This window comes from Aeromicrobium sp., assembly GCF_025965075.1.
GTDB lineage: Bacteria > Actinomycetota > Actinomycetes > Propionibacteriales > Nocardioidaceae > Aeromicrobium.
Map to the genome: position 1 here is coordinate 1 of NZ_JAOPXQ010000132.1, position 3,648 is coordinate 3,648.

Annotated in this window: 5 protein-coding genes; all 5 read right to left on the reverse strand. The window is 67.6% G+C overall.

Annotated elements, in window-relative coordinates:
• Positions 1–1,275 (reverse strand): NADH-quinone oxidoreductase subunit L (gene nuoL / locus JWQ91_RS08315; protein ID WP_297782396.1); only part of this gene is annotated, 1,275 nt, incomplete at its 3' end.
• A 9-nt stretch (positions 1,276–1,284) separates the two neighbouring features.
• Positions 1,285–1,578, reverse strand: a complete 294-nt coding sequence (gene nuoK / locus JWQ91_RS08320) for an NADH-quinone oxidoreductase subunit NuoK (RefSeq protein ID WP_297782397.1) — start codon at positions 1,576–1,578, stop codon at positions 1,285–1,287.
• Positions 1,575–2,336, reverse strand: coding sequence for an NADH-quinone oxidoreductase subunit J (locus tag JWQ91_RS08325; RefSeq protein WP_297782398.1), 762 nt, complete (start codon positions 2,334–2,336; stop codon positions 1,575–1,577). Before JWQ91_RS08325 ends, nuoK begins: the two co-directional genes overlap by 4 nt.
• Positions 2,333–2,902, reverse strand: a complete 570-nt coding sequence (gene nuoI / locus JWQ91_RS08330; RefSeq protein ID WP_297782399.1) for an NADH-quinone oxidoreductase subunit NuoI — start codon at positions 2,900–2,902, stop codon at positions 2,333–2,335. The genes JWQ91_RS08325 and nuoI overlap by 4 nt, the downstream gene beginning before the upstream one ends.
• The coding region (locus JWQ91_RS08335; RefSeq protein WP_297782400.1) for an NADH-quinone oxidoreductase subunit H at positions 2,899–3,648 on the reverse strand (750 nt) is incomplete at its 5' end. The genes nuoI and JWQ91_RS08335, both read right to left, overlap by 4 nt.

A 3,648-nucleotide genomic window follows, 5' to 3' on the forward strand; every position in this document is an offset into this window, starting at 1 on the left:
GCCGGTGACGCCGGCGCCGAGGAGCGCAGCAAGACCGATCCAAAAGTTCTGACCGAACGCGGCCTCGATGATCTTGTCCTTCGAGAAGAAGCCCGACAAGCCGGGGAAGCCGATGATCGCGAAATAGCCGAGACCGAACGTCGCGAATGTCCACGGCATCGCCTTGGTCAAGCCGCCGTAATGGCGCATGTTGACGTCGTCGTTCATGCCATGCATGACCGAACCCGCTCCGAGGAACATGTTGGCCTTGAAGAAACCGTGCGTGATGAGGTGGAAGATCGCGAACGCGTAGCCGGCCGGGCCGAGGCCCGCGGCGAGCATCATGTAGCCGATCTGGCTCATGGTCGAGCCGGCGAGGGCCTTCTTGATGTCATCCTTGGCGCAGCCGATCCAGGCGCCGACCAGCAGCGTCACCAGGCCGACCACGATGACGGCGTTGCGCGCGGCCTCCGAGGCGTCGAAGATGCCGTGCGAGCGGACGATGAGGTAGACGCCCGCGGTGACCATCGTCGCGGCGTGGATCAGGGCCGAGACGGGGGTCGGGCCCTCCATCGCGTCGAGCAGCCAGCTCTGCAGCGGCACCTGGGCGGACTTGCCGCACGCGCCGAGCAGCAGCAGCAGGCCGAGTGCCGTGGCGGCTGCCTGCGTCGCGCCCGGGACCGTCGCGTTGACGGTCGAGATCGCGGTCGTGCCGAACTGGGCGAACATCAGCATGATCGCCAGCGCCATCCCGACGTCACCGACGCGGTTGACGACGAAGGCCTTCTTGGCGGCCGCAGCGGCCGAAGGCTTGTGCTGCCAGAACCCGATCAGCAGGTACGACGCCAGGCCCACGCCCTCCCAGCCGAGGAAGAGCACGAGGTAGTCGGCGGCGAGGACCAGCGTCAGCATCGCCGCGATGAAGATGTTGAGGTAGGCGAAGAACCGCCGGCGGCGGTCGTCGTGCTCCATGTAGCCGATCGAGTAGACGTGGATCAGCGTGCCGACGCCCGTGATGAGCAGGACGAACAGTCCGGACAGCTGGTCGTACGTGAACGACATGTCGACGTGGAACGTCCCGGTGTCGATCCAGGTGAAGAGCTTGCTGGTGTGGGCCCGGTCCTCGGCGTCGCTGCCCATGAGCCTGGCGAACAGCACGGCGCCCCACACGAACGAGGCGGCCGAGGCGGCGGTGCCGATGAGGTGGCCGAAGCGGTCGGCCTCCTTGCCCCAGACCAGCAGCAGCGCGCCGCTGGCCAGTGGGATGGCAATGAGCAGCCACTGCAGATCGAACATCGGTGCCCCCTACGACTTCAGCAGGCTCGCGTCGTCGACCGAGGTCGACCGGCGCGTGCGGTAGATGGACACGATGATGGACAGTCCCACGACGACCTCGGCCGCGGCGACGACCATCACGAAGAAGGCGGCCACCTGCCCGTCGAGGTTGCCGTGCTGCCGGGAGAAGCTCACGAACGCGAGGTTGGTCGCGTTGAGCATGAGCTCGATGCACATGAAGACCACGATCGCGTTGCGGCGCACGAGGACCCCGACGGCGCCGATCGTGAACAGGATCAGCGACAGGGTGATGTACTCGGTCACTTGTCGTCCTCCCCGTCCGACTCGAGCTGACGGGCGATGCGCTCGACGTCGGCGTCGAAGCCCGACCGGGTCTGCCCACGCTCGGCGATGCTGGGCGACACCGAGGCGTCCAGCGGGGTGCCGTCGGGCAGCAGCGCTGGGGTGTCGACGGCGTTGTGACGGGCGAAGACGCCCGGGGTCGGGGCGGGGCCGGGGTGGCGGCCCGACTCGGCGTACTCGCGCATCCGCCGGGCGGCGATGTCGGCCTGCGTGTGCCGGACCGTGAGACGTTCCTTGTGCGCCAGCACCATCGCGCCGAGCGCCGCGGTGATGAGCAGGGCGCTGGTGAACTCGAACGCCAGGACGTACTTGCCGAACAGCAGCTCGCTCAGCCCGTACGGATTGCCGTTGCTGTTGGCGGCCTTGAGCCCGACCACGGCGCCCGAGACGGTCTGGCCGACCGCGAGGACCGCCGTGATGCCGAAGATCAGGCCGATGACGGTCGCGGCGAGCTTCTGCCCGGCGATCGTCTCGCGGACCGCGTCGGAGGAGTCGACGCCGACCAGCATCAGGACGAACAGGAACAGCATCATGATGGCGCCGGTGTAGACGATGATCTGCACCGCGAAGAGGAACGGCGCGCCCTGCGCGGCGTAGAGGATCGCGAGGCTGATCATGACGACGGCCAGCGCGAGTGCCGCGTGCACGGCCTTCCTCGCGAACAGCAGGCCGAGGGCCGCGATCACCATGATCGGGGCGAGGAGCCAGAACGTCGTCACGCGCCCGCCTCACTGTTCGACGGGGCGTCGCTCGTCACGGTGACGATCGGGAGCTGCTTGCCGCGGTAGTAGTCCTGGTGGTCGTCGCTGATCAGCATCTCGTGCGGCGGCTCGACCATGCCGGGCAGCAGCGGCGCCAGGAGGTCGTTCTTCTCGTAGATCAGCGCCTCCCGGTTGTTGTCCGCGAGCTCGTACTCGTTGGTCATGGTCAGCGCGCGGGTCGGGCAGGCCTCGATGCACAGCCCGCACAGGATGCAGCGCAGGTAGTTGATCTGGTAGACCCGGCCGTAGCGCTCGCCGGGGCTGTGCCGGCCGCCCTCGGTGTTGTCGGCGCCCTCGACGTAGATCGCGTCCGCGGGGCACGCCCACGCGCACAGCTCGCAGCCGATGCACTTCTCGAGCCCGTCGGGCCAGCGGTTGAGCTGGTGCCGGCCGTGGAAGCGCGGCGCCGTCGGCACCTTCTCGAACGGGTACTGCTCGGTGACGGTCTTGCGGAACATCGTCCGGAACGTCACGCCGAACCCGGCGATCGGGTCCCAGAGGGTCTCGCGCACGGGATTGCTCATCGGGGAGCCGTCCTCTCGGGGTCGGTGTCGACGGGGTGTACGTCGGTGGTGGTCCGCTGCCCGGGCATCGGCGGGACGGGATAGCCGCCCGCGAACGCGTCGAACTCCTCGGGCTCGGGCTCCGGCGCGGGCTTCTTCTCCGGGATGAAGAACGTCAGCACGACCAGGATGCCCGCGGCGATCGCGACGTACGACAGGACCTGCTGGTCGAGCATGTCCTCGCTCTTGAGCTTGCGGATCAGGGCGACCGCGATGATCCACGCCAGGGACACGGGGATCAGGATCTTCCAGCCGAAGCTCATGAACTGGTCGTAGCGCATGCGCGGGAGCGTGCCGCGCAGCCACACGAACACGAAGATGAAGCCCAACGTCTTGCCGAAGAACCACAGCAGCGGCCAGTAGCCGGTGTTGAAGTAGCCGTCGTCGATCTGCCCGATGCCGAACGGCGCGCGCCAGCCGCCGAGGAACAATGTCGTCGCGAGCGCCGAGACGGTCACCATGTTGACGTACTCCGCGAGGAAGAACAGCGCGAACTTGAGCGATGAGTACTCGGTGTGGAAGCCGCCGACGAGCTCGCCCTCGGCCTCGGGGAGGTCGAACGGGGCGCGGTTGGTCTCGCCGACCATCGCGATGACGTAGATGACGAACGACGGGAACAGCGGCACGAAGTACCACAGGTCGCTCTGGGCCTCGACGATCTCCGAGGTCGACATCGAGCCGGCGTACATGAACACCGAGACGAACGA